Origin of the sequence: Desulfuromonas sp. TF (assembly GCF_000472285.1) — a bacterium.
Lineage (GTDB): Bacteria > Desulfobacterota > Desulfuromonadia > Desulfuromonadales > ATBO01 > ATBO01.
The window spans coordinates 100,626-126,981 of the sequence record NZ_KI421412.1; the positions used below are offsets into that span (position 1 = coordinate 100,626).

The window sequence follows — 26,356 nt, forward strand, 5'->3', positions numbered from 1 at the left end:
CTCCTCCTACGCCACCGCAAGCGGTGGCTACGGCGGACAGGCCGCTCACTAGGATTGGCTTGTTCGCCGAAGCCTTGGCGAAGGCGAAGCGGTCTCCTCTCTGTGGCACTTTCCCTGGGGTCGCCCCCGGTCCCCGTTAAGGACCATCCTGCCCTGCGGAGCCCGGACTTTCCTCCCGTCCGCTTCGGCCCGAAGGCTTCGTCGAACCGGCGATCATCTGTCCTTCTCCGACCATCATCTTCATCTTACACTTCGTTTACCCCGGCGAAAAGGGGTCGAATCAACCGTTGGAGCTGACAAAGAGCAGACGGTTGCAGTGGGGGCAGCTCTGGATCTCCTGGGTCTGGAAGAGGCTGTTGAACAGCTGGGGGGGGAGATGCATGTTGCACCCGAGGCAGGCGCCGTTCCTGGCCTCGACCACGGCCATCCCGCCGCGGCGGTCGAAGAGGAGCTGATAGCGCTTGCGCAGCTGCACCGGCAGGTCCTTCAGCAGGGCGTCCCGCTGATTCCCTTTTTCGGCCTCCGTCTGAGCGTATTCGGCAAGGACGGCGGCGATTTCGCCATCGCGGGAATCGACTTTCTCCCGGAGGGAGGCCAGCTCCCCTTCCTTTTCCTCCTGTTCCTTTTTCAGAACCTCGATCTCTCCGTCCTTGGCCCGGATCTGGTCTTCGATGTCCTTGTTCATCTTCTTGGCAGTATCGATTTCCTTGAGTACCGCCACATATTCCTTCTGCGTCTTGATCGTCGGGAGCCGGCCCTCGGCCTTTTTTACGTTCTCCTGCTCCAGGACCAGGGATTGAGTCAGCTCGCGGCGCTGGTTCCTGAGAGCTTCGCAGTCCGCCGCCAGGCTGTCGACCATGCCCTGAACGCGCTCGACATCGGCATTCAGCGCCGATCGTTCGGTCTCCAGTTCCTTCCCGCTCTGGCGGACCTTGCTCAGTTCCTGATCGATTTCCTGCAGCTCCTTGAGCAGCTCCATCTGTTCTTGCACTTTGTTTGCCTCCCCTTCGTGTCTGCGTTGCGTGACTACGGATGTTCCCGGAAAAACTGAGGGGGATTCAGATCGTCTTGAACGGATCTTCCTCCCCCTCCATCTCGATAAATTCGATATTCAGTCCCCGCCGTTCGGTTTCTTCGCGAAGAGCCGCCGCCATCCCCTGAATCATAAGCCGCTCGGTGGCGAAATGACCGGCGTCGATGAGAGCCATCCCCCGGCCCTCGGCGCTTCGCGCGTCGTGGTACTTGAGGTCGCCGGTAACCAGGACGTCGGCCCCCTGCCGGACTGCCTCTCCCAGAAGCGATGCTCCGCTGCCGCCACAGACGGCCACTTTGGCCACCGTACGTGCGAGATCCCCCACCAGGCGCAGGGAGCCGGCGCCGAGAGCCGCCTTCACCTCCCCGGCGAAATCGCCCAGGGTGACAGGCTGCGCCAGGCGGCCGATCCGCCCCAATCCGACATGCGGCCGGCGATTGGCCAGAGGGATCAGGTCATAGGCCACTTCCTCATAAGGGTGCGCCCGCAGCATCTTCTCCACGACCTTCCCTTTCGCTTCGCGGGGGAGTATGGTCTCGAGGCGGATTTCGCCCACCCGCTCCGTCTCTCCCTGGCGGCCGAGAAAAGGTTCAGTCCCGGTGCCGGGGCGGAACGTTCCGATTCCCGTTGCGGCAAAAGAGCAGCGATCATAATTCCCCACCTTTCCCGCTCCCCCTTTAAAGAGAGCATCGGCGACCGCCTCCTCATATCCTCTCGGAACGAAAACTACCAGTTTGAGCAGGTCTCCGCCGCGGTCGGCAGCCAGGGGGGAAATTTCCGACAGCCCCAGCCGTTCGGCCAGCCAGTCGTTCAGACCCGGCGCCGCCCGGTCGAGGTTGGTGTGCGCGCAGAGGACCGCCACGCCCTCCCGGACGGCGCGGAAGAGTATCCGGCCGGTTTCGTCGCCGGGGGTGAGGTTCTTAAGAGGGTGGAAAATCAGCGGGTGATGGGTAAGAATGGCCTGGGCTCCGGCTTCGCGGGCCGCATCGAGAGCCTGTCCGGAGGGATCGAGGCAGAGGAGCACCCGGTTCAGTTCGGCACCGGTGTCCCCGGCCTGGAGTCCTGCATTGTCCCACTCTTCGGCCAGGGCCGGGGGATAAAGGGTGTTGACCAGACCGAGCAGGTCATGGATGCGGGCGATGCGTTCTTTTTTCATACTCCGGCGGGGAAAAAAAGAGAGTGCAACCCTGTTCTCGTTGCACTCTCGGTGTGTTACGTCGTGTGATATGTGGATATGAGTACCCGACTCATCTCGTTTCCATGTGGTGGGCCCACCAGGATTCGAACCTGGGACCAACCGGTTATGAGCCGGTGGCTCTACCAACTGAGCTATAGGCCCTGGATTTAACAGTCAAAGACGCAGTTTAGGACTTCGAGAGAGTCCTGTCAAGAGCTTTTGCCGCACCGCACATTACGTCGTCTCGACAAAGCTCTTGAGGCGTTTGGCTCGGCTCGGATGCCGCAGCTTGCGCAGCGCCTTGGCTTCGATCTGGCGAATTCGCTCACGGGTGACGGCAAAATCCTGGCCGACCTCCTCGAGAGTGTGGTCGCTCTTCTCGCCGATGCCGAAACGCATGCGCAGCACCTTCTCCTCCCGGGGGGTCAAGGTGGACAGGACCCGGGCGGTCTGGTCGGAGAGGTTTCCCTTGATCACCGCCTCCAAGGGAGAGACCACCCCCTTGTCCTCGATAAAGTCTCCCAGGGAGGAGTCCTCCTCCTCCCCTATTGGGGTCTCGAGGGAAATCGGCTCCTTGGCGATCTTGAGCACCCGGCGCACCTTCTCCAGAGGAAGCTCCATGCGTTCGGCGATCTCTTCCGGGACCGGCTCACGCCCGATCTCCTGAACCAGCTGCCGGCTGGTGCGAATCAGCTTGTTGATGGTCTCGATCATGTGCACCGGAATGCGGATGGTGCGCGCCTGATCGGCGATCGCCCGGGTGATGGCCTGGCGGATCCACCAGGTGGCGTAGGTGGAGAACTTGTAGCCGCGCTGGTACTCAAACTTGTCCACGGCCTTCATCAGCCCGATATTTCCCTCCTGGATGAGGTCGAGGAACTGCAGGCCGCGATTGGTGTACTTCTTGGCGATGGAGACCACCAGACGCAGGTTGGCCTCCACCAGTTCGGTCTTGGCCGCCTTGGCCCGCCATTCCCCCTTATGCACTTCCTTGAGGGATTCGAGCAGTTCCTCCGGAGCGAAGCCGGACTCCTCCTCGACTCTCTTGAACTTGCGCTGGGCGCTCTTGAGGCGCTTCTCAACCACCAGGAGGGAATCGACCGGAACGCCCAGCTCTTGAGAGATGGCGCGGGCCTCTTCCTCGTTCTTGCGCATGCGGCGCAACTGACGCTTGATCTCCTTGTGCGGCAGCTTCAGCTCCACCTCGCAGGCGCTGATCTCGGCCATTCCCTTCTTGACCTGCTCTGCCAGCTCTTTGAGGCGGTCGACGATCTTGGCGATCTGAAAATCCTTGAGCCGAATTTTACGCATCAGCTCGAAGATCTCTCCCTTCAGCGCCTGACAATCCTTCTCCAGGGTATCTTTTCCCCCGGCTTCGGCGGTAGCGAGCTGTTCGCGCATTTCCATGAAACGGCCTTCGAGCTCGCGAATCTGCGCTACCAGATCGAGGACCCGCTGGCGCTGCTTTATTTCTTCCTCGGTCCCCTCTTCCTCTTCATACTCCTTGGTGATCTCGGCCACGCTGATCTGCCCTTTTTCCAGACGCTCGCCGAGGGAGATGATCTCCTTGAAGGCGATGGGGGAACGCATGATGACGCGGGTCACCTGAGCATCCCCTTCTTCGATGCGCTTGGCGATCTCCACTTCCCCTTCCCGGGTAAGGAGGGACACCTGTCCCATTTCTCGCAGGTACATACGCACCGGATCGCTCGTGCGCCCCAGAGTGCCGGCCTCGAACTCCGACTCCTCTTCTTCCTCTTCGTCGCCGTCGTGCAGGTCGCCGCCGAGTATCTGGTCCTTGCGCAACGACAGCTTCTGCTCGGTATCGACGATCTCGATGTCCATCTCCCCAAACATGCTCATCACGTCGTCCAACTGGTCGGAAGAGACCATGTCCGCCGGAAGGGCGTCGTTGACCTCATCATAGGTGAGATACCCACGCTCCTTCCCCATGTCTATGAGCTGCTGTACTTCATCCATCCCGGTCTTCTTGGCCATGCCTTGCCTTCTCCTCTCGATCCCCGCCTGTGCAGGGGCCATCGACAATGCGATATCCTTAAACCTATTTTTTCAACGTACGATTAATTTCTATCTGCTCCCGGTAATAGGCGTCCAAGGCTTCCCGGTCGCCGCTCTGTTCGGCCTGCCGGATAAGTCCGGGAAGCTCCTTGCTGCGCTTTCTCAGACGTTCTCTGACCACCGCCTGGCGGCAGTCGGCAAAGATCGCCTCCGGGTCTTCGGCGTAGATCTGAGCGTCTCTTATAAGAATACCCGAGACCAGGGCTTTTTGTTCTTCGCTCAGGCGGTCGTCGTCCAGAAGCCGCTGCATGGGACTTTCCCCCTCCGCATCCTCGACCAGCCGCTCGGCGATCCCCCGCCGGTCCTCATCGGAGAAAAAGCTCTCCACTCCCTCACCGGCCACCTTCCGGCGGATCTCCGGATTCCCATCGAGCATGTGCAGCAGCAGTTCCTGGGCTCTTGTTCCTGCCCCCGTCTCTTTCGGCCGGGCCGGAGGGCGGGATGAAGGGGCGGAAACGGGCCGAACGGGGTCCTGCCGCGAGGGTGCATCAGCCGGGGGAGGGGACCGGCGCCGGAGCAGGTCCTCCTCAATTCCGGTACGCTGCGACAGGAGACGGCGGTAGAGACTGCGTTCAATGTCGCTGGGCAGCAGAATCAGCCGGTCCATGACCTCTTCCACGGCCCGTGCCCGTCCCTCGACGCTGTCGCCGCAGGCCGCCAGAGCCGCTTCCATGAACACCTCCAGGGCCGGACGCGCCCCCTGCATCCGCGTTCGAAATGCCTCCGTGCCCCGCTTGCGCAGAAAGGAGTCTGGATCCTCGCCGGCCTCCAAGGCCACAACCGCCACGGCGAATCCCTCGGGCAGGAGCGCCTCCATGGCCCGGAAGGTCGCCTTCTGTCCAGCGCTGTCCTGGTCGAAGAGGAGCAGCAGGCGCTTGGCATAGCGCTTGAGCACACGGGCATGCTCCGCCGTCAGGGCCGTTCCGCAGGTGGCCACGGCATTGCCGAATCCTGCCCGGTCCAGGGCCATCTGGTCGAAATATCCTTCGACTACGATCCCTTCCCCTGTCTGCCGCATCCCTTCCTTCGCCTGATAGAGACCGTAAAGGGTGCGTCCCTTGTGGTAGACGGGGGACTCGGGAGAGTTGATGTACTTGGGGAGCGAGTCGTCCATCACCCGTCCGCCAAAGGCCACCACCTGGCCCCGGGAATCCGAAATGGGGAAAAGCAGCCGGCGGCGGAACAGATCGTAGTCGCTTCGCCCGTCCCGCCCGGGGCGGACGAGCCCTAGTTTCTCCCGGACCAGGGCGGGATCGAATCCCTTCGTCTCCAGGTGCTTCGCCAGGGCGTCCCATCGCTCGGGGGCGTAGCCCAGGCGAAACCGGCGGGCCGCTTCGCCGTCGTACCCACGCTCGCGCAGGTAGCGGCGGGCCGCCGCCCCTTCCGGTTCATCGAGGAGGATCCGATGATAGAAATCGGCGGCCACTTCGTTGATCCGGACCAGGCGCTCCACCTCTTCGCGGCGCTTTTCCTCGACCGGCGACAGGGTCTCCTCTTCGACCTCGACACCCACGCGCTCCCCGAGCCGCCTCACGGCCTCGGGGAAGGAGAGCCCTTCCATGCGCATCAGGAAGGAAAATACGTTTCCTCCCACCCCGCAGCCGAAGCAGTGAAAGATCTGCCGGGGGGCGTTAACGTTGAAGGAAGGGGTTTTCTCCCCGTGGAAGGGGCACAGTCCCTGGTGGTTGGCTCCAGAACGCTTGAGCGGCAGGTAGGAGGAAACCACTTCCACGATATCGAGCCTCTCACGGATTTCCTGGATCTTTTCTTCCGGTATCCGCCCCATCATCTCTTCATCTCAACGATGGTCACGTTATCGCCTCCGCGTCCAGGATCGGCGGCATGAAAAGCGGCCACCCCCCGGTGAGCGACTAGAAACTCCCGAACCGCCTGGCGCAGAACCCCCTCCCCGGCTCCGTGAACCACCTCCACCTCGTGCAGTCCGTGCAGCAGGGCGTCGTCGAGAAAGCGGTCGAGCAGAAGAAGGGCCGCCTCCACTCGTTGACCCACCAGCAAAAGCTTCGACCCGGCACTCTCCCGATCGACCCGGCTCCGCACCGTGGCCCGACCGCTCCCTCTGCCGACAAATCGCCGGGGTGTAAACTGCTCCAGGGCTGACAGGGGGAGGCGCAGCTTCTTGCCGTGGACGACGAGCTCGACCTCACCACCCTGTTGCACCCGGGCGACTTCCCCTTCGGCGCCGAGGGCGGTGATGCGGAGGATTTCTCCCGCTTCGACTTCCCTCGGAACCGCACCCATGCGGCGCGGCTCGGGACGAAGGGCGGTCAGCTCCTCCCGCACCGCCCGCATCTCCCCGGCAAGCTCCGCCTGTTCTCGGATATCGGAGGCTCGTTCCCGGACTCGCTCGACAAGGGCTTTCACCCTCGTTTCGGCCTCGCGCACAACTCTTTCGCCACGACGCTTCGCCTTCTCCAGGATTGCACCCTTTTGCTCCTCCAGTTCGGCCAGGAGCCGTTTGCGCTTCTCCCGCTCCTGCTCGGCCCGCTCCCGCTGCCTCCGCGCCTCGGCCCGATCCTGCTCCAGCTCCTTGGCCAGACGATTGAGTTCCTCGGTCAGTTCCAGCCCTTCCCGCTCCCCCTCCCCCAGGTACCCGGAGGCCCTGGCCAGGACTCCCTCGGGGAGCCCCAGGAGGCGGGCGATGGTGAAAGCGTTGCTCGCCCCGGGAATGCCGTAGTGCAACCGATAGGTGGGCGCCAGTGTCCGGGCGTCGAATTCCACGGCGGCGTTTTCCACCCCTTCCCTAAGGTGGGCATAGCCTTTGACCAGATTGAGATGCGTGGTGACAATGGCCCGTGCCCCTCGCTCCCGCAGAGAGTCGAGGATCGCCAGGGCCAGGGCGCCGCCCTCGGCAGGATCGGTGCCGGTACCCGCCTCGTCAAGAAGGACCAGGGAGTCGCCGTCGGCCTCTTCGAGAATGCGCCTGATCCGGGTCAGATGCCCGGAAAAGGTCGAGAGGCTCTCCTCGATGCTCTGCTCGTCGCCGATATCGGCGAATATCTTGCCAAAAAGATGGACACGGCTGTCGGGGGCGCAGGGAATGTGCAACCCGGAGCGAACCATCAGAAGAAGAAGCCCCGCCGTCTTAAGGGCGACGGTTTTGCCTCCGGTGTTAGGGCCGCTCACCACCAGTGTGTCGTTCCCCTCACCGAGCAGCAGATCGATGGGAACCGCCCCCTCCTGGCGGGGTTCTCCGTTCGGGTGAAAGAGAAGCAGCGGATGGCGGGCCGCTCTGAGTTCTATCAGAGGCTCCTCTGCCAACCGCGGCGCAGCGGCGTCGCTTCGCTGGGAAAACCGGCCGGCGGCGGCGGTAAAATCGAGCCTGGCGAGAATCTCCTGGTTGGTCCGGAGAGCCTCGGCATCGTGTCGCACGGCGTCCGAGAGCCGCAGCAGGATGCGCTCCTCTTCCCGTTTCTCTTCACGCAACAGGGCATGCAACTCGTTGTTGCGCTCCAGGACGGCTGCAGGCTCCACATAGAGGGTCTGTCCACTGGCCGATTCATCGTGAACGAAACCCTTGATCTGGCCGCGGTGGTCGGCACGCACCGGCACGACGTAGCGGCCGCCCCTCTCGGTGATGATCCGGTCCTGAAAGACGGTCGCAAGATGATCGGCGGAGAGCATATCCTCCAGGATCTTCTTGATCCGGTTGCGCAACTGACGGATGCCGCGGCGCAGGTCCCCCAGTTCGAAAGAGGCACCGTCCAGAATCTCACCCCGCGCCCCGATGCTCTCACGCAGGCTCTGTGCCAGCCCCCTCAAGGGATCGAGACCCGCGGCCAGGCCGGCCAGCCCTGGCGCATACTCCGGATCGCCAAAATAGCGCCGGCAGTCCCGGGCCGCCTCCAGACTCAGCAGAATTTCCAGAAGATTCTCCGGATCCAGCCGACTCCCCTCGGCCCGCAGTTGCCGAAGCGACTCGCGCAGATCACGGCATCCCCCAACCGGCGGTCTTCCCTGCGCAGCCATCAGGACGGTCATCTCGACGATCTCGGCGAGCGAGGAGGCCACCGCCTCCCGCGAATCGAGGGGCCGAAGGTTTCGGGCCACCTCCCGTCCCGGCTCCGTTGCCGTAAAACCGGAAAGCAGCACCCGGATCTTATCGAATTCGAGAACCCGAAGCGTTTCTTCGTTCATCAAACCTGCCGCCGTGTCCCGGCGAATCCAGTGCGGTGCCGCATTAGAGCCATTCGGCGATTACCTGGCGGCTGCCATGCAATACCGTTTCGCCAAGGTTGACAAAAGGAGGCGAAAGTATCGATCCCTTGAAAGCGGGCTGCACCGTCTTGGGGAGGGGCGTCAGAGAAAGAGAAAAAAGCGTCATCGTCAGCAGCAATACCCCTTGGAGCAGCCCGAAGAATCCACCGGCCACGCGGTTCAGCCCTCCCAGGAAGAGAAGCTTGAGAAAACGGGAGAGGGCATAACCGAGCAAGGAAAAAAAGACCACCGTCGCCAGAAACAAGAGGAGAAAGGCGACAAAGATGGCGATTCGGGAAGGCATCTGGAAATACTGCACCAACATTTCCGCCAGGGGTGCGTGAAAACTGAAGGCAAGAACAGCCCCCGCAATAAGGCCCAGCAAGGAACAGAGTTCCTTGAGAAATCCCCGGAACAGCCCCTTGACCGTAAAGGCGACGAGTATGCTCAGGATCGTAATGTCGATGACATTCATCCCCATTTCCTGCGCTCCACGGCAACCGGGCCGGTCCACCTCCGATCAGGCGGAGAGACGGACCTTGACCAGTTCACTGACCAGCCGGCCGTCGGCGCGGCCAAGGGTCCTGCCGGTGACGACCTTCATGACTTTTCCCATATCCTTCACGGAGGCGGCGCCGGTTTTGGTTACCGCTTCCTCGATGATGCTGCGGATCTCTTCCTCTCCGAGCTGTGCGGGGAGAAACTCCTGCAGGACGGCCAATTCCTGCTCTTCTTTTTCCGCCAGTTCCGGACGGGCGCCCTCCCGGTAAAGCTGGGCCGACTCCTTGCGCTGCTTCACTAGCATGGAGATAACGCCTATGATCTCCTGATCATCCAGTTCCCGCCGCTCGTCTATTTCCTTGTTCTTGACGCTGGTGCGGATCTGCCGGATGGTATTCAGGCGCAGGGAATCCTTGGCCCTCATGGCCTCTTTCATTGCTTCGTTCAACTGCTGTGACAGGCTCATCTGGGATCCTCGGTTGCGGAAAACGCAAATAGGGCAACCGGCCAGCCGGCGCCCTTTTTTCAAGAACTTTTTATAATAGACCGGTTGCCTTCAAGAAGCAACTACCTTTTTTTCGGCCCTTTGCCGACTACGGTGGATTGCCGCGGCTTTCTTTTTCCTCGATCCCCGACAGTCCGAAACGGCGGCGAAGCTCGGCATAGACCCGTTCAGGAGGGAGATCGTAATAACCGAGAAGAATGAGGGTGTGGAAAAAGAGGTCGGCCACTTCGGCGACGACTTCCTCGCGATCACCCCCCTTGCCTGCTACCGCGGTTTCCGTGGCCTCCTCGCCGATCTTGCCAAGGATCTTGTCGAGCCCCTTGGCAAAAAGAGAGGCGACGTAGGATTTGACCGAAGGGTTCTGGCGGCGCTCCTGGATCACATGGTAGAGGGCGTCGAGGATATCCCTCTGAGCATAAATGGCTTCGGCGTCCACCGTCTTCTCCTCTTCGGTGCGGACTCCGCCCTTCTCCCAGGTGCGATAGAAGCAGGAGCGGTGGCCGGTATGACAGGCCGCTCCCTGCTGCTCTACGGTGAGGAGAAGACAGTCGGCGTCGCAGTCGAAACGGATCTCCCGCAACGTCTGCACGTGCCCCGAGCTCTCCCCCTTCATCCACAGATTTCTGCGCGAGCGGGAATAGTAGTGGACCGTGCCGGTCTGCACGGTCTTCTCCACCGCCTCGGCGTTCATGAACGCCATCATCAGCACCTCGCCGTTCTCGGCGTCGCGGGTGATGGCGGGGATCAGGCCGTTTTCGTCGAATTTGAGCTGATCAATAAGGGACATGATAACTCCAAGTGAGGCGTTAGGCGTAAGGGGTGAGGCGAAAAAATCTCTTTTCAATAATTTTGTTCATCACTTCTCACGCCTCACTCCTCAAGATTTACAGACGTACGGGCACCCCTCTTTCACGCAGGTACTCCTTGCATTCGGCAATGGTGTACTCGCGGAAGTGGAAGATACTGGCGGCCAGGGCGGCGCTGGCGCCGCCTTCGGTGAGGCCCTCGCGGATATGTTCGAGATTGCCCACGCCCCCCGAGGCGATCACCGGTATACGGACTCGGTCGCTGATCGCCCGGGTCAGATCGAGATCATAGCCGTCCTTGGTGCCGTCCTTGTCCATGGAGGTCAGCAGGATCTCTCCAGAGCCGTACGATTCCATGCGGGCGGCCCACTCGACAGCATCGATGCCTGTGGGATTGCGGCCTCCATGGGTAAAAACCTCCCAACGCCCGCCATCCTGCAAGACCCTCCGGGCGTCGATGGCCACCACGATGCACTGGGAGCCGAAGCGCTCGGCGGCCTCGCGGACGAACTCAGGGCGGTGCACCGCGGCGGTGTTGATCGACACCTTGTCGGCTCCGGCGTTGAGCAGGTTGCGGATATCGGCGATCTCCCGCACCCCTCCGCCCACGGTGAGAGGCATGAAGACCCTCTCGGCGGTCCGGGCCACCACGTCGAGAATGATGTTGCGCTTGTCGCTGGAGGCGGTGATGTCGAGGAAAGTCAGTTCGTCGGCGCCCTGAGCGTCGTAGGCCTCGGCGGCCTCCACCGGATCTCCGGCGTCGCGCAACCCGATGAACTGAACTCCCTTGACCACCCGGCCGTCTTTGACGTCGAGACAGGGTATGATGCGTTTGGTCAGCATGTTATCTCCAGGTAGGGGCAATTCATGAATTGCCCCTACGCTTTTTTGTCAAAGCCACCGCTTCGCGCAGATCGAGCGCCCCTGTGTAGATCGCCTTGCCGGTGATCACCCCGACCACACCGGACTTTTCGATAGCCAGAAGATTTTCGATATCCTTCAGAGAAGACACCCCGCCGGAGGCGATCACCGGGATCGAAATCGATTCGGCCAGCCGGCGGGTCGCTTCGATATTCGGCCCCTGCATCATACCATCCCGGGCGATGTCGGTGTAGATGATAGCGGCGACGCCCATCCCTTCCATCTCCCGGGCCATTTCGGAGGCATTCTTCTCGGTGAGGTCGGCCCATCCCCGCACCGCCACTAGTCCGTCTTTGGCGTCTATGCCGACCACGATCCGTCCGGGGAAAAGTCGGCAGGCCTCGGCCACCAGGGCGGGGTTCTCCTTGGCCACCGTCCCCAGGATCACCCGCCCGACGCCCAGTTCCAGATAAGCCTCGACTGTTGCCAGGTCGCGAATTCCGCCGCCGAGTTCCGTAGGGATATCGATGGCGCCGACGATGGCCTCTATAGCGGATTTGTTGCGGGGGACTCCGGCGAAGGCGCCGTCGAGATCGACGATGTGCAGCAGTTCTCCCCCCTTCTTCTGCCAGATTCGGGCCTGGGCGGCGGGGTCGTCGCTATAGACGGTATCTTTCTCCATGAGGCCCTGCTCCAACCGGACGCAGCGCCCTTCCTTCAGGTCGATCGCGGGTATGACAATCATTCCAATTTCCTTCCGTAGGGGCAATTCAAGAATTGCCCCTACATGCAATCATAATTTTGCAAAATTCTTCAGGATCTGCAGACCCACCTGCTGGCTCTTCTCTGGATGGAACTGGGTGGCCATGACGTTGTCGCGCCAGACGGCGGAGCAGAAAGGGATACCGTAGTCGGTGACGGTCGCCACCGCGGACTCGTCCTCGGGCACGACGTAGTAGGAATGGACGAAGTACACCGAGATGCCGTCCTCCACTCCCTTGAAAACAGGAGCCGGACGGCGGATCTCGATCTGATTCCACCCCATGTGAGGCACCTTGAGTTCCTCGTCTCCCTGGCGCAGGTCGGCCGGAAAGCGCACCACCTTTCCGGGAATAATGTCCAGCCCCTGGTGCCGGCCGAACTCCTCGCTTTCCGTGAAGAGAAGCTGCAGTCCCAGGCAGATGCCGAGAAAGGGGCGGCCGGATTCGACATGGCGCAGGATCGGCTCTATGAATCCGCCCTGGCGGAGATTGTCCATGCAGTCCCGGAACGCCCCGACGCCCGGCAGAACCAGCCTCTCGGCCTGTTCCACCTCTCGGGGATCGGCGGTCACCAGGGCGGCGGATCCAACCTTCTCGAAGCCTTTCTGGACGCTGCGCAGGTTACCCATGCCGTAATCAATGATGGTGACGGTTCTCATAGATGATTCCAGATATCAAATATTGGAACAGATTGCGACGCTTTCGACAGTTATTCCAGCTTTCCCTTGGTGGACAGCACTCCCTCGACCCGGGGATCGAAGGCGGTTGCCTCGTCGAGAGCCCGGCCGAAGGATTTGAAGATCGCCTCGATGATGTGGTGCAGGTTGTCGCCATAGGCGAGGTTCACATGGACGTTGGCACCGGCATGGTTGCAGAAGGCGACAAAGAATTCCTCCACCAGCTCTGTGTCGAACTCGCCGACCTTGGCCTTGGGCATGTCGACATTGAACACGAGAAAGGGGCGTCCGGAGAAATCGATGATCACCGACGCCAGTGCCTCGTGCATCGGCATGGTCCCCCGGCCGAAGCGGCGGATCCCCGCCTTGTCCCCCAGCGCCTTCTTGAAGGCCTCGCCCAGACAAATCCCCAGGTCCTCCACGGTATGATGGGCATCGATCTCCACGTCCCCGCCAGCTTTGACGGAAAGATCAAAAAAACCGTGCTTGGAGACGTGCGTGAGCATGTGGTCGAGAAAGGGAACCGGCGTGGCGATCCTGCTCTCTCCGGCCCCGTCCAGCACCAGGGTCAGATGGATATCGGTCTCTTTGGTCTTGCGGTCGATGGTGGCGCTTCGGGACACGGCGGCCTCCTTCAGTCTTCCAGACGGATGGATACGGAGCGGGCATGGGCGGAAAGCCCCTCCAACTCGGCGATATGGACGATGGATTCTCCCAGCCTATGAAGCCCCTGCCGAGAGAAGGAGACGATGCTCGATTTCTTGATGAAGTCATCCACCCCCAGGGGGGAGAAAAACCGGGCGGTTCCTCCCGTGGGGAGGGTATGATTGGGCCCGGCCAGGTAGTCGCCCGCCGCCTCGGGGGTGTTGTGACCCATGAAGATGGCGCCGGCATGACGGATGCGCGGCAGAATCTCGAAAGGATTGTCCACCGCCAGCTCCAGATGCTCAGGAGCAATCCGGTTGGAAAAGGCGATACCGTCGTCAAGGGATTCCGCTACGATGACTGCGCCGTACCGGTCGATGGAGCTGCGGGAAATCGCCTGGCGAGGTAGCCGGACGAGCTGCTCCTCCACCTCCGCGCGCACCTCCTCGGCGAATTTCGCATCGGTGGTGATCAGGATCGACGAGGCCAGTTCGTCGTGCTCGGCCTGGGAGAGGAGGTCGGCTGCGATGTGAGCGGGATTGCCGCTGCCGTCGTTGATGATCAGGATTTCGCTGGGCCCGGCGATCATGTCGATGTCGACCTGGCCGAAGACCATCCTCTTGGCGGTGGCGACATAGATGTTTCCCGGCCCGGTGATCTTGTCGACCCGGGGAATGCTCTCGGTGCCGTAGGCCAGGGCAGCCACGGCCTGGGCGCCGCCTACCTTGAAGATCCTGTCCACCCCGGCCAGATGGGCCGCTGCCAGCACGTGGGGATTGATCTCGCCGCCGGGCATGGGCACGACCATAATCACTTCTTCGACCCCCGCCACCTTCGCGGGGATGGCATTCATCAGGACCGAGGAGGGATAGGCGGCCTTGCCGCCTGGGACATAGATGCCCACCCGGTCCAGGGGGCGCACCATCTGCCCGAGCAGAACATCCTCCTCCTCGATGGAGAGCCAGGTTTCGGTTTTCTGCTTCCGGTGATAGGAGGCGATCCGTCCGGCCGCCAGCTTCAGGGCGTCGAGAGATTCCTGGCTGACGGCGGCGAGAGCCCGGTCGATCTCCTCCTCGCTCACCGCCAGGTTTTCGGCCGTCAGCTCCAGCCTGTCAAAACGGGCCGTGTATTCGAACAGGGCCCGGTCGCCCCGGCTGCGCACCGCGGCGATGATCTCCTCCACCGTCTTCTCCACCCCCTGCGGCACGCTCTCCCGCCGCTCGATGATCTCCCTGAAGGCGGCTTCGAAGCCGGGGTCGGTAAAATGCAAAAGCTGAATCATGGCAACTCCAAAGGCGTGAGGCGTGAGTGGACGGTTCTCCTCATCCCTCACAGAGAAACTGTCGGCATCTCTCCTACAACCTGCTCGAGTCCCTCAATGATTTCGGTGATGCGCTGGTGCTTGGTCTTGAGGCTGGCGCGGTTGACGATCAGCCGGCTGGTAATCTCGGCGATCGTTTCCACCTCCACCATGCCGTTTTCCCGCAGGGTAGCGCCGGTGGAAACCAGATCGACGATGCGCTCGGATAGTCCCACCAAAGGAGCCAGCTCGATGGAGCCGTACAGCTTGATCAGCTCCACCTGGATCCCCTTGGCGGCAAAGAAGCGCTCGGTCACGTTGGGGTACTTGGTGGCTACCCGGATATTGGACCAGTTGGCGGGATCGTCTTCCTGGCGTAGCGCCTTCGGCTCGGCCACCACCATGCGGCAGTATCCGAACTTGAGATCGATCGGCTCATAGAGGTCCTTCCCCTGCTCCAGAAGGGTGTCCTTCCCCACCACCCCCAGGTCGGCGCATCCGTATTCGACATAGGTGGGCACATCGGTCGCCCGCACCGCCATGAACCGGAATTTGCTCTCGCGGTTCTCGAAAACCAGCTTGCGGCTTCCTTTCTCCATCTCGGGGCAGGTGATGCCGATCTTGGCAAACAGCTCCATGGAGTCCTGCATGATGCGCCCCTTGGGCAGGGCGAAGGTGATGTAATCGCTCATAAAGGCAGTCCCTTGTCATTTGTCATTGGTCATTTGCAACTGCGGAAAGCCCGGATTTTTAATGCAAATGACCAGTGACAAATGACCAATGACGATTTTTATTCTTTAACTCTCTTGATATCGGCGCCAAGCCCCTGGAGTTTCTCCTCGATCCGCTCATAGCCTCGGTCGAGATGATAGATGCGGGAGACCTCGGTGGTGTTCTCCGCTGCCAGTCCGGCCAGGATCAAGCTGGCGCTGGCGCGAAGGTCGGTGGCCATCACCGGCGCCCCCACCAGCGACTTGGCCCCCCTGACCGTGGCGGTGTGTCCTTCGATGGTGATATCCGCCCCCATGCGCTGCAATTCGCAGACATGCATGAAGCGGTTTTCGAAGACGCTCTCGGTAATGACGCTGGTCCCCGAGCCGAACGCCATCAAGGCCATGAACTGCGCCTGCATGTCCGTCGGAAATCCCGGATGCGGATGGGTTTTGATATTCACCGAGGAAATTTTCCTGGGCCCGCGAACCCTGAGCTTTCCCTCCTCTTCGGTGATTTCCACCCCGGCCTCCCGAAGTTTGCTGATCAGCGGCTCAAGATGAGCGGGAACCGCCTCTGTCAGCAGCACATCGCCGCGGGTAATGGCGGCGGCGATCATGAAGGTTCCGGCCTCGATGCGATCGGGCATAACCCTGTAATTGAGAGGCTTGAGCTCATCGACCCCTTCGATGGTTATCGTATCGGTGCCGGCGCCGTCGATTCTGGCCCCCATTCCTGTCAGAGCAGCGGCCAGATCGACGATCTCCGGCTCGCGGGCGGCGTTTTCAAGCACCGTCGTCCCCTTGGCCAGGGTCGCCGCCATCATCAGATTCTCCGTTCCGCCGACGGTCGGGATATCGAAGTAGATGCGCGCACCGCGCAGACGTTTTGCTTTCGCCTCAACATAGCCGTGGTCAAGGGCGATCCTGGCGCCCATGGCCTCGAGCCCCTTGAGGTGCAGATTGATGGGCCGGGCGCCGATGGCGCAACCGCCGGGGAGACTTACCCGCGCCTGACCCAGGCGGGCCAGCAGAGGCCCGAGAACAAGCACCGATGCCCGCATGGTGCGCACCAGTTCATAGGGGGCTTCGACGCTCCTGATTTTAGAGGCATCGATGGCAAAGGTGCCGTTTTCCCTGACCACTTCGGCGCCGAGAATGGTCAAGAGCTTCTCGACCGTATCGATATCCCTTAATTTAGGTACATTGCCGACCCGGTGCGTGCAGGGGGCGAGTAGGGTTGCAAAAAGCAAAGGAAGCGCAGCGTTCTTCGCCCCGCTGATCCGGACCTCCCCCTTCAGGCGGCGGCCTCCATGAATGATTATCTTTTCCAAAGTGAACTCTGCATGTAAAAAGTCATGGTTCTATGCGCACCGGCCCGTCACGCGTCACGCGTGGCGGCTTTTCCCCCGACCACTCGGGGGATGCCGGCATAATCGTCCCGGCTGAAGACGTCGAGCAGACCGGCTTCGGCCAGAAGCTCCCGCACCGCCGGTGCCTGACCGGCTCCCGTCTCCAGCAGCAGCCAGCCGCCGGAGTGCAGCCGGCTCGGGGCATGGCGCGCCAACAGCCGGTAACTTTCGAGTCCGTCCCCGCCCCCGTCAAGTGCCAGGCGCGGCTCGAAATCCCGTACCTCGGGCATGAGCGCGGCCAGTTCATCGCTGGGGATGTAGGGCGGATTTGAAACAATAAGATCGAAGGGCCCTTCCGGCAAGCGGGCGAGATCCGCCTCTCCAAGCCGAACACGGCCATCGACGCCGTTGCGTCGGGCGTTTTCCGCCGCCACTTCCAGCGCCGCAGGGGAAATATCCACCCCCTCGACAGCCGCTCCGGGGAGTTCATGAGCCAGAGCGACAGCAATGGCGCCGCTCCCCGTCCCCACGTCGAGAATGTTCGCCTCGACGCTCGCCCGCTTAAGGGCCTCCTCCACCAGAATTTCCGTATCCGGGCGTGGAATGAGAACCGCCGGATTCACGACGAAGGGGAGCGACCAGAATTCGGCCCTCCCGAGGATGTACTGAAGCGGTTCGCGTCTGGCCCGGCGTCCCACCTGTTGGCGGAAGAAAGTCAGTTCAACTGTAGTGAGAGGCCGGTCATAATTGAGATAGAGCCCCACCCGATCCAGAATCAATGCGTCGGAGAGCAGAAGTTCGGCATCGAGGCGCCCTCCCTCGATCCCCTTTTCCTTGAGATATCCCGCCGTCCATTGAAGGACCTTGAGCACCGTCCAGGTTTCAGCCATGGGTGATTTTTATGCCTCTTGACCGGAAAGGGCGTCGGCCTGGCTATGGGTGGTGAGCGCGTCGACGATTTCGTCCAGATCCCCCTGCATGATGCCGTCCAGACGATAGAGGGTGAGGCCGATGCGGTGATCGGTGCAGCGCCCCTGAGGAAAATTGTAGGTGCGGATCCGCTCGCTGCGATCGCCGCTGCCGACCTGGCTCTTGCGGTCGGCGGCCGTCCGGGCCTGCTGCTCGGCAATCATGCTGTCGAGAATCCTCGACTTGAGGATCTTCATGGCCTTGGCTTTGTTCTTGTGCTGGGACTTTTCGTCCTGGCAGGTCACCACCACCCCTGTCGGAACATGGGTGATCCGGATCGCCGATTCGGTCTTGTTGACGTGCTGGCCTCCCGCGCCGGAAGCGCGGTAAACATCGATGCGCAGATCCGAGGGATCGATGTCGACATCGACGTCTTCCGCCTCGGGGAGGACCGCGACGGTGCAGGCCGAGGTATGAATGCGCCCTTGGGCCTCGGTTTCTGGAACTCGCTGCACCCGGTGGGTGCCGCTCTCATATTTCAGACGGGAATAGACCCGTTGACCGCTGATTATGGCGATGACTTCCTTGAATCCGCCGGCATCGGATTCGGAGGCGCTCATGACCTCAACCCGCCATCGCTTGGCATCGGCATAGCGGGAATACATGCGAAACAGCGCGCCCGCGAACAGGGCGGCTTCTTCCCCACCGGTTCCGGCCCGGATTTCAAGGATGACATTCTTTTCGTCGTTGGGATCCTTGGGCAGCAGGAGAGTTCGCAACCGCTGCGTCAGCTCTTCTTGGCGCCGCTCGAGCTCGGGCAACTCGGCCCGGGCCATTTCCCTGAGCTCAGGATCGGCATCCCGCAGAAGACCCCGATTTCCTTCGATATCCTCCCCGACCTTCTTGTGGGTCTCGAAAACTTCGACGATCTCGGCGAGTTCGGAGTGCTCCTTGGTCAGGGCTCGGAATTTTTTCTGATCGGCAACGACGGTAGGGTCGGAGAGCAGCCCCTCGACCTCCCGGAATCGATCCACGACTTCTTCGAGTTTATTGAACATATTTTCCGGTAGAGGCGCATTGCATCGCGCCCGGCAAGATCGCTTCGGGCGTGATGAATCACCCCTTTACGACAGTTCCTTGTATTCCCTGCGTACTTCCGCCGCTGCGCCGCAGCTCATCGGCCCTTCGGGACAGGTTCCCTTCAGGCAGCCGGGCCCGGCGCCGGCAAAGATCAGGGGAGCGGACCGACGCGCCAGGCGCAGCATTTCCTTAGCCATGGCCCTGATCTCCCATTGGGCCCGCCTGCAGCAGCGCAGGTTGAAAAAAAGAAAGAGCTCCCTGGCATTCATAGTCAGGACCAGCTTGGTGGCAGCGGCATTGGGCAGTACGAACCTGGCGTCTTCGGCCGGAATGCCGGCGTCGATGAACTCGCGGTATACCTGATGGATCTCCGTCAGAAGAGCCTCGTATCGCTTATTGAGTTCGGGCTGATCGGCGACCGAAGGAGGAGTAACGGCGGCGAAACGCTCCTTGTACGAGACATAACGCTGACTCTGCTGGGCATAGGAAGCCAGACGGTGACGAACCAATTGATGGGAGCAGGCCCGGCTTATTCCCTCAATGCCGAAGGTAAAAGAGGCGTGCTCCAGAACGGAAAAGTGGCCGAGAGCGAGGATCTTGTTGAGGAAGACCTCCCGGTCCGAACGGCTCTTTTCCAGCAACTGGTCTATGGAGGAGGCCGAATAGCAAAGCCGTGCCGCAGCGGCGACGACTTGCTCAGGCTCGGGAGTATGGGTTAAGAGCTGAACGAGCATAATCCCTACAGACCCTGCCGCATGACACCCCGAATCACGGAGTCCACATACGGCAACATGCGACGTAAAACGAAGGGTTTGCCGGGGCCGTAAAAAAGAGACGGCCCCGGAGGGCCGTCTCCGGCGCTTACTTGCCCTGACCGTACTTCTTGCGGAAACGCTCGATGCGGCCCGCGGTATCGATCAGTTTCTGCTTGCCGGTAAAGAAAGGGTGGCAAGCCGAGCAGATCTCAGTAGTGATGTCGTCTTTCTTGGTCGAGCGGGTCTCAAAGGTGTTGCCGCAATGACACTTGACGCTGATGGACTCGTAGCGGGGATGGATACCTTCTTTCATGATCTTTTCTCCTGCGGCCTGGCAAGTACAGACCAAAAAGTTTTTTCTGGTTCGGATAAGAATGGAAAATTAACATTTTTACCGGTGCGATGCAAGCCCTTTCTCCGGGACGTCACTACTGGTTCATGGAGTCGAGAAATTCTCCGTTGCCCTTGGTTTCGGCGAGTTTTTCCAACAGGAATTCCATGCTGTCAACCACGTTCATGGAGGAGAGGACCTTGCGCAGCAGCCAGATGCGCTGAAGGGAGACCTTGTTGACCAGCAGCTCCTCGCGGCGGGTTCCCGACTTGTTGATGTCGATGGCGGGGAAGGTCCGCTTGTCGACCAGGCGCCGGTCAAGCTGCAGCTCCATGTTGCCGGTCCCCTTGAACTCCTCGAAGATCACCTCGTCCATCTTGCTCCCCGTGTCGATGAGCGCGGTGGCGATGATCGTCAGGCTTCCCCCCTCTTCGATGTTGCGGGCGGCGCCGAAGAATCGCTTGGGCTTGTGCAGGGCGTTGGAGTCGACACCGCCGGAGAGGATTTTGCCCGAGGGGGGCACCACCGTGTTGTAGGCCCGGGCCAGGCGGGTGATCGAGTCGAGCAGGATGACCACGTCGCGCTTGTGCTCGACCAGGCGCTTGGCCTTCTCGATGACCATTTCGGCCACCTGGACGTGGCGGGTGGCCGGCTCGTCGAAGGTAGAGGAGATCACCTCGCCCTTGACGCTGCGCTGCATGTCCGTCACCTCCTCGGGCCGCTCATCGATCAGCAGGACGATGAGATAGACTTCGGGATGGTTGGTGGTTATCGAGTTGGCGATGTTCTGCAGCAGCATGGTCTTGCCGGTGCGGGGAGGGGCGACGATCAGTCCGCGCTGCCCCTTGCCGATCGGCGCGGCAAGATCCATGACCCGCATCGGCAGGTTGGTGGGAGTCGTTTCGAGGTAGATGCGCTCCTCGGGATAGAGAGGCGTCAGGTTGTCGAAGAGGGTTTTATCCCGTGCCACGGCGGGGTCTTCAAAGTTGACCTCGGAGACCTTGAGCAGGGCGAAGTAGCGCTCCCCCTCCTTGGGCGGCCGAATCTGGCCGGAGACCGTGTCGCCGGTCCGCAGACTGAAGCGCCGGATCTGGGAAGGAGAAACGTAGATGTCGTCGGGCCCGGGGAGGTAATTGGCATCGGGCGCCCTCAGAAAACCGAACCCGTCGGGAAGAATTTCCAGAACTCCTTCGCCGAAGATGGCCCCCTTTTTCTCTGCGGTGGCGTTGAGAATGGCGAAAATGAGGTCCTGCTTGCGCATCCCCGCCGCCCCTTCTAGCTTCAGTTCCTTGGCGATCGCCGTCAGGTCGGTGATCTTTTTCTCTTTGAGTTCCTTCAGGTTCATGGATTCTCCTCGGTTACACTCTGCAAGGCGGGAGGGCGGGATACAATATCGTCTCCGGGACACCTGATGCCTGTCAGATTCTTCTGGAATGTGGCTTTAGAGTGCTTTAATTAATATGGGATGGCTAGCAAAGGATGGGTTTATGGGATATTTCCTCTTTATAGGCAAAAACCGCGGCGATGCGCCGCCTCCGCGAGTATCCGCCTTTGAGCACTTCGGGAATCGTATTTGTATGTTGAAAATCGTGTCGGGTGACGGTCCGAAAGGAGTTTTAAGGCTGCTGGTTCTGAGGAATTTGTCACTGCACCTTTCTTTCTACCTCCATTAAAGACCTCTGTCAACCAATTATTTTTTTGGTTTTCAAAAAATTGACGAGGACGCCCCCTCGAAAACACTCGGACATACGAAGATTTGGCATTACCGCTCCTTAGTCCCGGCCGGAGGCTCTTTGAACGGATTCAGGAGGCCCGGCTTCAGGGCGGCGGCGAGTGATTCGAAAAGCTCCCGATACCGCCCCGGCAAGGTCCTTCGGCCTAAAAGAGACCGGTCCGCCTCTCCCAGAGTGCGCTCGAGGCCCGCCAGCGTAATATATCTGATCCTTACCTCATCGGATCGGTTGTAGAATGCCTCGTCAAAGTCCGGGTATTGCAGAAAAAGGAATCCCCCGTCGGTCACCCCGGGATACTCCCAGACCACCTCGCCCGAAGGCATGACCACGGCGGCCGTGGTCAGAATCTCATTATACGGGGCCTCCAGGTAGGCCAGATGCCGCCGGTCCCAGCGCTTTGCGGGCCGCACTTCTCCGTGCAGGATAATGACCAGCAGGGCATCGACGACGTTCTCTTTCGTCAGTTCTGATGCAATTCGGGAATTGAAGCCGTAGTGGCGGTAGACATCCGCCCCTGCGCCGCGAAGGGCATCCGATTTCACCAGGGAACGGAACAGTTCCCGGGGATTGCCTTCCACGGGTCGGACATCGAAATAGCCCTTCTGCTCCTTGAGAATGTCGATCAGCCGCAGATGCGTGTTCGAGCTGTGCCGGTGAAGGAGTTCCAGCACCGCCTCCCTGTCGGGATGAGTAATGACTGAATTGCCGTCCACCAACAGAGGCAAAACCCCCAAGGTCTGCACCTTTTGCCTGTACTCGGTCTGGGGAACCTTGAAAAAACCGGCGCATCCGGCGATCAGCAGGATCGGGAACAGAAGAAACCAGCGATGCATGTTACCTCCTCAAATCTCGTTGGGAACCATTCGTGGCAGGACCAAAAAATTTGCCGCCGAAACGCAAGACACCTTCACCTTCATCCGTCGCGATCACCACCAGTTGTCCCCCACTGCCGAGGCTGCCGGGATACCCGTGAGGGATCAAAATGGGCCGTCCCCCAGGCAAGCACCTCCCGTGCCGGAGCCGCATGGAGAGAGGCCGGAGGCTCCTGTCCCAGGAAGGCCAGAACCCGCCAGAGCAGCATGCCGGCCTGCCCGGCTGTCCCGACCGAAACCGCGCCGTGGCGTTTGCTGAGTTTTTCTCCATCGGCCGTCAATACCAGAGGCAGGTGGATATATCCAGGAACCTCGGTTCCCAAGGCACAGTGGAGAAAAATCTGCCTCGGAGTTGAGGCGAGCAGGTCGGCCCCCCGAACCACCTGGTTCACTCCGGCATCGGCATCGTCCACGACAACCGCAAGCTGATAAGCGAAAAGGCCATCGGCCCGGCGCAGAACAAAATCCCCCACGGCACTGGCGAGGTGCTGCTCAACCCGTCCGAAAACCCCATCGGAGAAGCAGAACATCTCTTCCGGAACCCGCAGACGCAGAGCCCGGGGTCGCCGACCCCGGGGAATCCCCTGGCGGCAGGTCCCCGGATAAACAGGACCCTCCTCACCGGAATGGGGAGCACTGGCCAGGACCTCCCGCCGGGAGCAGGCGCAATCGAAGACCAGACCTTTTTCCCGCAGCCGCTGCATGGCGGCCTCATATCTTTCCTTACGGCGGCTCTGCCAGACCACCGCCCCGTCCCACTCCAATCCCAACACCTCCAGGGTGCGCAGAATCTGTTCGGCGGCGCCTGGAACAATTCTGGGAGCGTCGAGATCTTCCATCCGCACCAGCCAACGCCCCCCCGAACGACGGGCAAGACAATAGCTCCCCACCGCCGCCACCAGCGAACCGACGTGCAAGGGACCCGTAGGGCTCGGAGCGAAGCGCCCTGTCACATGCCGCATCTGATCGTCAGGGTACATGAATTCTAAATTTCTCCGGGGGAAACTTCTTCCGATGATGCCCGCAGGCGGCGTCACTGTCAAGAGGAAGGCGATCTGCGACAAAGGAAGTCCCTCCCACCAATTCAACCAATCTTCAGGATCTCTGAAGGAATCCGTTCCCAGGTTTTTAAAAAATCCTTGAGATTTCCGTATTCAATTTAAATTTTTTGAATATTTGGGATAATACTTGCGATTGACGTATACGATTTGTATTATCCATCACGCTAAAGTAAGATTCAGACTCGACATGTAACGGCGTTATATTTTCTGCTAGACGGGATGGAATCATGACACAAAAACGCATCGTCGTCATCGATGACAGCAAGCTGGTTCTGGCCATTGCAACCGAGGCCCTTGAAGGAGCCGGTTTTGAGGTTCTCACCACCGATTCGGGTATTGAAGCCAATCAGTTCATCTACTCTTCCCGACGCCCGGACCTCATCCTGATTGACGTCATGATGCCCCTGCTCAACGGCGACCGGAAGGTGCGTCTGCTCAAAGAACGGGAAAGCAGCCGCCATATACCGATCATCCTCATGTCGACCAAGGCCCGGGACGAACTGGAGCAGCTCACACGGGAATCCGGCGCCGACGGATATATTCAGAAACCCTTCGACGAAGCATCCCTGGTGCAACAGGTTGATCGCATTCTGGCCGCCTGACCCGTAAGGAGGAAGATCCTTTCACCTCCGTCCTTGTGGCAGACCTTTTAATCTTTGCCGTTGACAAACCAAGCGCAGGCGGGGTATCTATTACTCCAAAGGTAAGCAAAGGGAGGTCAGGAGTGTTCATAACCCGCGCTACGGAGTATGCCATACGCGCCCTGCTCTATCTAGCGAAGCAGCCGCGGGGCGAGATCGTCTTCAAGAAAGATATCTGCAAGTCCCAGGACATCACACCGGCCTTTCTCACCAAAATCCTTCAACCGTTAATCAAAGAGGGTATCGTCGCTTCCCAGCGAGGGGTCGGAGGCGGCTTCTATCTGGCCAAAGACCCGGGCGAGGTTTCCCTGCTCGACGTGGTCAGGGCCGAAGAGGGCCCCCTGTCCCTGAATCAGTGCCTCGTCGAGGCGGGAAGCTGCGAACGGAGCGTTTTCTGCCCCGTACACGGGGCCTGGCAGGAAGTGCGGGACGAAATGGCCACCATTCTGGAGCGCCACACCTTTGCACGCCTGGTTCAGCAGGAAGAAGAAAAACGGCAGTCCCATGCATCTCGGGGGCCTGAACATCGAAAAAAACCTGCCTGACCTGAAATTCCCGTGAAAAAAGAAAGGGCCGTCAGCACTCCAGGTGCTGCGCGGCCCTTTCTTTTTTTCGGGCAAAAAACACCCTGGAGACCAGGAGGGTAAGTCATCCAGGGCGAATAAGGAAGCTGCGTCCAGCTTCCTGCAAATCGAATTCCTTTTGCTTTATTATACTTCCGCCCCTTACGTGAGTCAAACCGGCTCTACTTGACATGATCTTCCGGATACGCGTGAATCTGGTGAATGGCCAGATCGGGTCCCGTAAACTCCGCCTCGTCGGACATCCTGAAGCCGACAAGACGGCTGACCAGCCCATAGACGATCGCACCCGTAACCAGGGCATAGAAGACGGCCATGAGACTGCCGGCCAACTGACTCAGGAAAGTCACCCCCCCCAGGCCACCGAAAAACGGGCCGCCGAAAATGCCCGCGGCGATTCCGCCCCATGTCCCGATGATGCCGTGTAGAGGCCACACCCCCAGGACATCGTCGATTCGCAGACGCTCCTGCTCCCACTGGAACCCGTAAACGAAGATCAGCGCGCCGATCCCCCCCATGATAAATGCCGCCAGGGGATGGACGAGGTCCGAGCCTGCACAGATGGCAATCAGACCCGCCAGTGCTCCGTTGTGAACAAAACCGGGATCGTTGCGACTCGCCACCAGGGCGAAGAGAACGCCGCCGACCATGGCCATCAGGGAGTTGACCGCCACCAGCCCGGAAATCCCCTCCAAACTCTGCGCACTCATGACATTGAAGCCGAACCATCCTACGGCCAGAATCCAGCTCCCGAGGGCCAGAAAGGGGATATTGCTGATCGGGATGGCCTGGCTTTTTTGCCTCACGAAACGCCCCATGCGGGGACCCAGGAAGAGAATGGCCGGCAGGGCGAGCCACCCTCCCATGGAGTGGACCACCACACTGCCGGCAAAATCATGGAAAGGGGCGCCGAATGCCGATTCGAAAAAGCCCTGCAGGGTTTCGCTGTTCCGTCCCCAGATGAATGACTCGAAGAGAGGGTAAGTAATGCCGACGAAAATCGCCCCGGCCAGAACTTGGGGCCAGAAGCGGGCTCGCTCGGCAATTCCGCCTGAAATAATGGCGGGAATGCAGGCGGCAAAACAGAGAAGAAAGAAGAAACGGACCAGCTCAAATCCGTTGTTGTCGCCCAGCAGCCCGGCGGCGGGCTGGAAGAAGTTGATGCCGTAGGCGATGGGATATCCGATCAGGAAATAAACGACTGTGGATACCGACCAGTCGGAGAGAATCTTGACGAAAGCGTTGACCTGACTCTTTTTACGGACGGTACCCACTTCAAGGAAAGCGAATCCGGCGTGCATGGCAAAGACCATGACCGCCCCGAGCATGAGAAACAGCACATCGCCGCCATGGCGAAGGGATGAGATGGCAGACTCCATAGTCTTCAGACCTCCTTGTCACATTGCCGGGGCGTCATTGCCGACGGACGATCGGATCTTCCTTTCAACAGTCATGCCTTTAAGCATTCCCCTTTGAAACCGGCGGCTTGGATCTCTGCCCGCAAATCCCCTCCTTTTCCATGCACAATATTTGTGCATGGACTGGTCAATTCTTAACCACCCGTAAATCCCTTTCGACCCTTCAGGGAACTACACTGTATTAATAAAGAATATAGCCTCGCTTATTCCCTATCAAACAATTCAACAAATTTTTGATTTTATACTTGACTTATCTTGTTGTGTATTTTAGGCTTGCCCTACACTTACTTGATGACACTACGGTTGTTTACCACTTCGACTGCCGTCAGATCGGCCCAGACAGAGAGAAGCCC

The 26,356-nt window shown here is 60.3% G+C and carries 25 protein-coding genes and 1 tRNA gene; 2 read left to right on the forward strand and 24 right to left on the reverse strand.

Annotated elements, in window-relative coordinates; all coding sequences use genetic code 11:
* Positions 1-280: 280 nt before the first annotated feature.
* The 23 genes from DTF_RS0100485 to gluQRS all read right to left on the reverse strand — a co-directional run bounded on the left by DTF_RS0100485 (position 281) and on the right by gluQRS (position 23,282).
* Positions 281-991 (reverse strand): zinc ribbon domain-containing protein, encoded by a 711-nt coding sequence (locus DTF_RS0100485; RefSeq protein ID WP_027713735.1) that lies wholly within the window; start codon positions 989-991, stop codon positions 281-283.
* 67 nt (positions 992-1,058) lie between these two features.
* Positions 1,059-2,189, reverse strand: a complete 1,131-nt coding sequence (locus DTF_RS0100490) for a Nif3-like dinuclear metal center hexameric protein (RefSeq protein WP_027713736.1) — start codon at positions 2,187-2,189, stop codon at positions 1,059-1,061.
* A gap of 107 nt (positions 2,190-2,296) precedes the next feature.
* Positions 2,297-2,372 (reverse strand) — tRNA-Ile (locus DTF_RS0100495).
* Between the two features lie 72 nt (positions 2,373-2,444).
* Positions 2,445-4,208 carry an RNA polymerase sigma factor RpoD gene (gene rpoD / locus DTF_RS0100500; protein ID WP_027713737.1) on the reverse strand — a complete coding sequence of 588 codons (1,764 nt, stop codon included), beginning with the start codon at positions 4,206-4,208 and terminating at the stop codon, positions 2,445-2,447.
* Positions 4,209-4,272: 64 nt separating this feature from the next.
* Positions 4,273-6,078, reverse strand: a complete 1,806-nt coding sequence (gene dnaG / locus DTF_RS0100505) for a DNA primase (RefSeq protein WP_027713738.1) — start codon at positions 6,076-6,078, stop codon at positions 4,273-4,275.
* A complete protein-coding gene (locus tag DTF_RS0100510) occupies positions 6,075-8,444 on the reverse strand; it encodes an endonuclease MutS2 (RefSeq protein WP_027713739.1) in 2,370 nt (789 codons plus the stop codon). Before DTF_RS0100510 ends, dnaG begins: the two co-directional genes overlap by 4 nt.
* 43 nt (positions 8,445-8,487) lie before the next feature.
* Positions 8,488-8,979 carry a CvpA family protein gene (locus DTF_RS0100515; RefSeq protein ID WP_027713740.1) on the reverse strand — a complete coding sequence of 164 codons (492 nt, stop codon included), beginning with the start codon at positions 8,977-8,979 and terminating at the stop codon, positions 8,488-8,490.
* A 45-nt stretch (positions 8,980-9,024) separates the two neighbouring features.
* Complete coding sequence (locus DTF_RS0100520) at positions 9,025-9,471, reverse strand: GatB/YqeY domain-containing protein (protein WP_027713741.1); 447 nt, start codon at positions 9,469-9,471, stop codon at positions 9,025-9,027.
* Between the two features lie 127 nt (positions 9,472-9,598).
* Positions 9,599-10,297: a bifunctional phosphoribosyl-AMP cyclohydrolase/phosphoribosyl-ATP diphosphatase HisIE gene (gene hisIE, locus DTF_RS0100525; protein WP_027713742.1), complete on the reverse strand. Its 699-nt coding sequence runs from the start codon at positions 10,295-10,297 to the stop codon at positions 9,599-9,601.
* 97 nt (positions 10,298-10,394) lie between these two features.
* Complete coding sequence (gene hisF / locus DTF_RS0100530; RefSeq protein ID WP_027713743.1) at positions 10,395-11,159, reverse strand: imidazole glycerol phosphate synthase subunit HisF; 765 nt, start codon at positions 11,157-11,159, stop codon at positions 10,395-10,397.
* A 22-nt stretch (positions 11,160-11,181) separates the two neighbouring features.
* The gene (hisA, locus tag DTF_RS0100535; RefSeq protein ID WP_027713744.1) at positions 11,182-11,922 is read right to left on the reverse strand and encodes a 1-(5-phosphoribosyl)-5-[(5-phosphoribosylamino)methylideneamino]imidazole-4-carboxamide isomerase; all 741 of its coding nucleotides are present in this window, start codon (positions 11,920-11,922) and stop codon (positions 11,182-11,184) included.
* A 48-nt stretch (positions 11,923-11,970) separates the two neighbouring features.
* Positions 11,971-12,597: an imidazole glycerol phosphate synthase subunit HisH gene (hisH, locus tag DTF_RS0100540; protein WP_027713745.1), complete on the reverse strand. Its 627-nt coding sequence runs from the start codon at positions 12,595-12,597 to the stop codon at positions 11,971-11,973.
* 50 nt (positions 12,598-12,647) lie between these two features.
* Positions 12,648-13,238, reverse strand: a complete 591-nt coding sequence (gene hisB, locus DTF_RS0100545; RefSeq protein WP_027713746.1) for an imidazoleglycerol-phosphate dehydratase HisB — start codon at positions 13,236-13,238, stop codon at positions 12,648-12,650.
* Between the two features lie 11 nt (positions 13,239-13,249).
* Positions 13,250-14,542: a histidinol dehydrogenase gene (gene hisD, locus DTF_RS0100550; protein ID WP_155890630.1), complete on the reverse strand. Its 1,293-nt coding sequence runs from the start codon at positions 14,540-14,542 to the stop codon at positions 13,250-13,252.
* Between the two features lie 47 nt (positions 14,543-14,589).
* A complete protein-coding gene (gene hisG, locus DTF_RS0100555; RefSeq protein WP_027713748.1) occupies positions 14,590-15,252 on the reverse strand; it encodes an ATP phosphoribosyltransferase in 663 nt (220 codons plus the stop codon).
* A gap of 98 nt (positions 15,253-15,350) precedes the next feature.
* The gene (gene murA, locus DTF_RS0100560) at positions 15,351-16,604 is read right to left on the reverse strand and encodes a UDP-N-acetylglucosamine 1-carboxyvinyltransferase (protein ID WP_027713749.1); all 1,254 of its coding nucleotides are present in this window, start codon (positions 16,602-16,604) and stop codon (positions 15,351-15,353) included.
* Between the two features lie 47 nt (positions 16,605-16,651).
* Positions 16,652-17,512: a peptide chain release factor N(5)-glutamine methyltransferase gene (prmC, locus tag DTF_RS0100565; protein ID WP_027713750.1), complete on the reverse strand. Its 861-nt coding sequence runs from the start codon at positions 17,510-17,512 to the stop codon at positions 16,652-16,654.
* 9 nt (positions 17,513-17,521) lie between these two features.
* Entirely contained in the window at positions 17,522-18,589 is a 1,068-nt protein-coding gene (gene prfA / locus DTF_RS0100570) for a peptide chain release factor 1 (protein WP_027713751.1), read from the reverse strand.
* A 66-nt stretch (positions 18,590-18,655) separates the two neighbouring features.
* Entirely contained in the window at positions 18,656-19,345 is a 690-nt protein-coding gene (gene thyX, locus DTF_RS0100575; RefSeq protein WP_027713752.1) for an FAD-dependent thymidylate synthase, read from the reverse strand.
* 127 nt (positions 19,346-19,472) lie between these two features.
* Positions 19,473-19,679, reverse strand: coding sequence for a 50S ribosomal protein L31 (gene rpmE / locus DTF_RS0100580; RefSeq protein WP_027713753.1), 207 nt, complete (start codon positions 19,677-19,679; stop codon positions 19,473-19,475).
* A gap of 115 nt (positions 19,680-19,794) precedes the next feature.
* The gene (gene rho, locus DTF_RS0100585; RefSeq protein WP_027713754.1) at positions 19,795-21,042 is read right to left on the reverse strand and encodes a transcription termination factor Rho; all 1,248 of its coding nucleotides are present in this window, start codon (positions 21,040-21,042) and stop codon (positions 19,795-19,797) included.
* A 417-nt stretch (positions 21,043-21,459) separates the two neighbouring features.
* Complete coding sequence (locus tag DTF_RS0100595) at positions 21,460-22,263, reverse strand: hypothetical protein (protein WP_027713756.1); 804 nt, start codon at positions 22,261-22,263, stop codon at positions 21,460-21,462.
* 80 nt (positions 22,264-22,343) lie between these two features.
* Positions 22,344-23,282 carry a tRNA glutamyl-Q(34) synthetase GluQRS gene (gluQRS, locus tag DTF_RS21125; RefSeq protein WP_155890631.1) on the reverse strand — a complete coding sequence of 313 codons (939 nt, stop codon included), beginning with the start codon at positions 23,280-23,282 and terminating at the stop codon, positions 22,344-22,346.
* A 308-nt stretch (positions 23,283-23,590) separates the two neighbouring features.
* Between gluQRS and DTF_RS0100605 the strand changes: the two genes are divergently transcribed.
* A complete protein-coding gene (locus DTF_RS0100605) occupies positions 23,591-23,965 on the forward strand; it encodes a response regulator (protein WP_027713757.1) in 375 nt (124 codons plus the stop codon).
* A 122-nt stretch (positions 23,966-24,087) separates the two neighbouring features.
* Positions 24,088-24,549: an Rrf2 family transcriptional regulator gene (locus DTF_RS21130; protein ID WP_051360605.1), complete on the forward strand. Its 462-nt coding sequence runs from the start codon at positions 24,088-24,090 to the stop codon at positions 24,547-24,549.
* A gap of 200 nt (positions 24,550-24,749) precedes the next feature.
* Here the strand turns inward: DTF_RS21130 and DTF_RS0100615 are convergent, their stop codons facing one another.
* Positions 24,750-25,964, reverse strand: a complete 1,215-nt coding sequence (locus tag DTF_RS0100615; RefSeq protein WP_027713758.1) for an ammonium transporter — start codon at positions 25,962-25,964, stop codon at positions 24,750-24,752.
* Positions 25,965-26,356 lie beyond the last annotated feature (392 nt).

What these genes read in the sequence shown, in the direction of transcription:
- DTF_RS0100490 (WP_027713736.1), bottom strand. Translation starts at nt 2,189, where the DNA reads ATGAAAAAAGAACGCATCGCCCGCATCCATGACCTGCTCGGTCTGGTC.
- rpoD (WP_027713737.1), bottom strand. Translation starts at nt 4,208, where the DNA reads ATGGCCAAGAAGACCGGGATGGATGAAGTACAGCAGCTCATAGACATG.
- dnaG (WP_027713738.1), bottom strand. Translation starts at nt 6,078, where the DNA reads ATGATGGGGCGGATACCGGAAGAAAAGATCCAGGAAATCCGTGAGAGG.
- DTF_RS0100510 (WP_027713739.1), bottom strand. Translation starts at nt 8,444, where the DNA reads ATGAACGAAGAAACGCTTCGGGTTCTCGAATTCGATAAGATCCGGGTG.
- DTF_RS0100515 (WP_027713740.1), bottom strand. Translation starts at nt 8,979, where the DNA reads ATGAATGTCATCGACATTACGATCCTGAGCATACTCGTCGCCTTTACG.
- DTF_RS0100520 (WP_027713741.1), bottom strand. Translation starts at nt 9,471, where the DNA reads ATGAGCCTGTCACAGCAGTTGAACGAAGCAATGAAAGAGGCCATGAGG.
- hisIE (WP_027713742.1), bottom strand. Translation starts at nt 10,297, where the DNA reads ATGTCCCTTATTGATCAGCTCAAATTCGACGAAAACGGCCTGATCCCC.
- hisF (WP_027713743.1), bottom strand. Translation starts at nt 11,159, where the DNA reads ATGCTGACCAAACGCATCATACCCTGTCTCGACGTCAAAGACGGCCGG.
- hisA (WP_027713744.1), bottom strand. Translation starts at nt 11,922, where the DNA reads ATGATTGTCATACCCGCGATCGACCTGAAGGAAGGGCGCTGCGTCCGG.
- hisH (WP_027713745.1), bottom strand. Translation starts at nt 12,597, where the DNA reads ATGAGAACCGTCACCATCATTGATTACGGCATGGGTAACCTGCGCAGC.
- hisD (WP_155890630.1), bottom strand. Translation starts at nt 14,542, where the DNA reads ATGATTCAGCTTTTGCATTTTACCGACCCCGGCTTCGAAGCCGCCTTC.
- hisG (WP_027713748.1), bottom strand. Translation starts at nt 15,252, where the DNA reads ATGAGCGATTACATCACCTTCGCCCTGCCCAAGGGGCGCATCATGCAG.
- prmC (WP_027713750.1), bottom strand. Translation starts at nt 17,512, where the DNA reads ATGGCTGAAACCTGGACGGTGCTCAAGGTCCTTCAATGGACGGCGGGA.
- prfA (WP_027713751.1), bottom strand. Translation starts at nt 18,589, where the DNA reads ATGTTCAATAAACTCGAAGAAGTCGTGGATCGATTCCGGGAGGTCGAG.
- thyX (WP_027713752.1), bottom strand. Translation starts at nt 19,345, where the DNA reads ATGCTCGTTCAGCTCTTAACCCATACTCCCGAGCCTGAGCAAGTCGTC.
- rpmE (WP_027713753.1), bottom strand. Translation starts at nt 19,679, where the DNA reads ATGAAAGAAGGTATCCATCCCCGCTACGAGTCCATCAGCGTCAAGTGT.
- rho (WP_027713754.1), bottom strand. Translation starts at nt 21,042, where the DNA reads ATGAACCTGAAGGAACTCAAAGAGAAAAAGATCACCGACCTGACGGCG.
- DTF_RS0100595 (WP_027713756.1), bottom strand. Translation starts at nt 22,263, where the DNA reads ATGCATCGCTGGTTTCTTCTGTTCCCGATCCTGCTGATCGCCGGATGC.
- gluQRS (WP_155890631.1), bottom strand. Translation starts at nt 23,282, where the DNA reads ATGTACCCTGACGATCAGATGCGGCATGTGACAGGGCGCTTCGCTCCG.
- DTF_RS0100605 (WP_027713757.1), top strand. Translation starts at nt 23,591, where the DNA reads ATGACACAAAAACGCATCGTCGTCATCGATGACAGCAAGCTGGTTCTG.
- DTF_RS0100615 (WP_027713758.1), bottom strand. Translation starts at nt 25,964, where the DNA reads ATGGAGTCTGCCATCTCATCCCTTCGCCATGGCGGCGATGTGCTGTTT.